This window comes from Mediterraneibacter glycyrrhizinilyticus (assembly GCF_015560805.1).
Lineage (GTDB): Bacteria > Bacillota > Clostridia > Lachnospirales > Lachnospiraceae > Schaedlerella > Schaedlerella glycyrrhizinilytica_A.
The window spans coordinates 1-3,441 of record NZ_JADMSO010000026.1; the positions used below are offsets into that span (position 1 = coordinate 1).

3 protein-coding genes and 1 pseudogene are annotated in these 3,441 nt (G+C 42.2%); 3 read left to right on the forward strand and 1 reads right to left on the reverse strand.

All coding sequences use genetic code 11. The features are described 5' to 3' along the window. Positions 1-448 precede the first annotated feature (448 nt). Positions 449-1,810, forward strand: a complete 1,362-nt coding sequence (locus tag I2H87_RS13675; protein WP_009266035.1) for a Mur ligase family protein — start codon at positions 449-451, stop codon at positions 1,808-1,810. Next, entirely contained in the window at positions 1,807-2,565 is a 759-nt protein-coding gene (locus tag I2H87_RS13680; RefSeq protein ID WP_009266034.1) for a type 1 glutamine amidotransferase, read from the forward strand. Before I2H87_RS13675 ends, I2H87_RS13680 begins: the two co-directional genes overlap by 4 nt. 176 nt (positions 2,566-2,741) lie before the next feature. Here I2H87_RS13680 and I2H87_RS14125 read toward each other — a convergent pair. After that, positions 2,742-2,984: pseudogene (locus tag I2H87_RS14125) on the reverse strand (transposase); the annotation flags it as partial. A 60-nt stretch (positions 2,985-3,044) separates the two neighbouring features. On the opposite strand from I2H87_RS14125, the gene I2H87_RS13690 reads away from it, so the two are divergent. Beyond that, the gene (locus tag I2H87_RS13690) at positions 3,045-3,380 is read left to right on the forward strand and encodes a helix-turn-helix domain-containing protein (RefSeq protein WP_009266033.1); all 336 of its coding nucleotides are present in this window, start codon (positions 3,045-3,047) and stop codon (positions 3,378-3,380) included. The last annotated feature ends 61 nt before the right edge of the window (positions 3,381-3,441 follow it).

The window sequence follows — 3,441 nt, forward strand, 5'->3', positions numbered from 1 at the left end:
AGGCTTTTTATTATTATCCTACACGCTACTGCTTACTCCATTCTCCCCAGCATAGCTGGGGGATTAGGATTTTCATTCATTATATATATTGCGCTTAACCATTCTTTTTTTGTTTTATGCAAAATCGATAATCTTTCTTTTCATCCTTTCGTGCTTTTTTATTGATTTTCTACATTTTTAAAATCGTTCTCCCTATTTATTTGTCCGAAATATCAATATCTCTTTTTCGACAAAACCTTTCTGTTTCCGTATCATCCCCGTTTTTTCTGAAAACACTTTTCCTTAATCGCAATATCCCTAACCCGGCTTTGCGAAAGTACTCCTTGTTTTCTCTTCCTATTTCCATTATAATAGAAACGTTCTTATGACAAGGAACATGTAGAAGCTTTTGATATTCTTTCAGGCTTCTGCACATATTAAACAAAAAAGATGAAAAGTTGGGTAAATTATGAAATTACGAAGTAAACTGGCAATCAAATGTGCAAAGACAACCAGCTATCTGATCAAGAAGCTGAATCGCGGAAGCGGCGTTACACTCCCCGGGTATGTCGCACGGCTCATCGATCCTCAGATCTTATCAACGATGGCTTCGATGGTGCGTGAGAAAACGATCGTTACAATGGGGACCAACGGCAAGACAACAACAAACAGTATCCTGTATCACGCGCTGAAGGCAGAGGGGAAATCCGTCATCATCAACCGAACCGGCGCCAATATGCTGAACGGTATTATCTCCGCATTTGTCCTTTCAACAGACCGGCATGGTCAGTTGGATGCGGACTATGCCTGTATCGAAGTGGACGAGATCGCTTCCGTCGGCGTGCTTCCGCAGCTCAAGCCGGACTACGCGCTTCTGACCAATATTTCCCGGGATCAGCTGGACCGTTTCGGCGAAGTCGATATTACCTACAACAAACTGAAAACAGCCGTCACAAGTGTTCCTGACACAAAACTGATCATCAACTGTGACGACATTCTTTCTTACGCACTTGCAAAAGAAAGCCAAAATCCATTCGTGACCTATGGGATCAGCGAACAGATTTTTGACGATATTTCCCGTTCGGAGATCCGGGAAAGTATTTTCTGCCGTTCCTGTGGAAAAAAACTGGAATACGACTTTTTCCATTACGGACAGCTTGGCATTTATCATTGCCCGAACTGTGGGTTCCAAAGACCGGAGCCTGATTTTACCGCATCGGATATTTACTTCCATGATGAGGTATATGATTTTGATATGGACGGCATGCGGATCCATTCCACCGCACGCTCTCCTTACAACATCTATAACACGCTGTCCGCATACGCCGCACTTTGCGCCATGGATGCGGACAAACCCCATTTTCAGGAAATGATCGAGAACTTTGATTACGGCAATAACCGGGAAAGTATTTTCACGATCCACAATGCGCGGGTACAGCTTCACCTTGCGAAAAATCCGATCGGTTTTCAGCAAAAGATTTCCCTTGTTTTGAAAGATCCCGCCCCAAAGGATATCATCATTCAGATCAACGATACTTATCAGGACGGCGAGGACGTCTCCTGGCTCTGGGATGTGGATTTCCAATATCTTGCAGACGCCAACGCCGCCACGATCACAACCAACGGCACCAGACGGTATGATATGGGGCTGCGGCTGAAATACGAAGATATTCCCTGTGAATCTACGACTGATATGGAAGCAACGATCGAACATCTGACGAAAAACGGAACAAAAAATCTTTATGTGATCGTCAACTACTCCGGCTTATATCGGACGAACCATTTACTGACCTCTATGCAGGATCAGGAGAAAGGAGGCATCCTCTCATGAAATTGACAATCGGACATCTTTATCCGGATCTTCTGAATCTGTACGGAGACCGCGGCAATATCCAATGTCTGCGCAAACGGCTGGAATGGCGCGGTATAGAAGCGGAAGTCATCCCATTCATCTCCGGCGATACGATTGACTTTTCCAAACTGGATGTCGTATTACTCGGCGGAGGCTCTGACCGGGAACAGGAACTGGTCTGCTCCCATCTCCAGAAAATCCGGGAAGATTTCAGAACTTATGTAGAAGAAGATGGAGTTGTGCTTGCCGTCTGCGGCGGTTATCAGCTCCTCGGTCATTATTATAAGACACAGACGAAAACCATCGAGGGACTTGGTATTTTAAATATCAAAACCGAATGGGAGCCGGAACGTCTGATCCGAAATATCGTACTGGACAGTCCGCTGTTTGACACTCCGGTCGTCGGCTTTGAGAATCACGGCGGCCGCACCTATATCGGAGACCACACACCGTTCGGGAAAGTCGTATTCGGTCTTGGAAACACCGGGAAATCCGGACAGGAGGGCGTGATTTACAAGAATGTCATCGCAACATATCTGCACGGTCCTCTGCTTCCGAAAAATCCGCATGTATGCGATTATCTGTTGGAACATGCATTACAGCGCAAATACGGTACGGAAATCCATTTAGAGCCGCTTCCGGATGAACTGGAGCACAAAGCCAACAGTTACATCGCAGATCGGTACAACGACAAAAAATATGTCCTAAAAGAAACAATCAAAAGATACACATAAAAAAGGAGCTGTCGGTAAATACCGTTTTTTAGCTTCTAAATCTTAAAATAAGAATCTCCTATAGAAATCAGTGTTTTTTATATCTGATCTTCTACGGGAGCTTCTTATTTTTTCTTTTCTGTATGTATTTTAGGGCATAAATATCCCTCAACTGCCTTTTTGAAAACACTTTTTTTCTAAGCAGTCTTTTCTTCGGTTTTTCCTTCATATTTCTGGATTTTATCATGAAGAAATCGATGATATTTATTTAGGTTCCTTCCGATTGCATACAACATGAATTCTTTATATACTTTTTCTGTTGTCCGGTAATTGAACCGGCGAAAGCTGTCGTTTTCTTTAATATCTCCAAAATGTCCTTCGGTCTGGATGGAACGGATCTGACGGTTTAAAATCCCTTTCTCACTTTGTATATTGATATGCTCCCTTTTAGGTAGACAGTTAAAAAAATAAAACTGTTTATCTGGAAGGGGGCATTTTCTATGGGTAAAATTTCTCCAGAAGAAAAAATAGAATGGGTAGAGAAAGTCATTCAGAATAAAGAATCTGTCTATTCAGTCGCATCTAAAATAGGTGTTCATCCATCATCGATTGATACCTGGGTTAGGAATTACAAGTCAATTGGTACAGAAGCATTTTTTAGAAAAGGCTGGACAAAAAGATCTTCAGCAGAAAAGAAAGCAGCTGTTGAAGATTATCTTGCAGGCAAAGGTTCTCTTAGAGATGTCTGTGCAAAATATAAAATTACAGATACTTATCAGCTCAGAACGTGGATTAAGCAGTATAATGGTCATGAGATACTTGATGTTAGAATATAAATAGTACAAAATAAACATGACCATTTTCAATAAATAGTATATGATAGTCATAGATCAAGGA

Excerpts from the sequence above, each read along its gene's own strand:
- I2H87_RS13675 (WP_009266035.1), top strand. The coding sequence starts at position 449 with ATGAAATTACGAAGTAAACTGGCAATCAAATGTGCAAAGACAACCAGC.
- I2H87_RS13680 (WP_009266034.1), top strand. The coding sequence starts at position 1,807 with ATGAAATTGACAATCGGACATCTTTATCCGGATCTTCTGAATCTGTAC.
- I2H87_RS13690 (WP_009266033.1), top strand. The coding sequence starts at position 3,045 with ATGGGTAAAATTTCTCCAGAAGAAAAAATAGAATGGGTAGAGAAAGTC.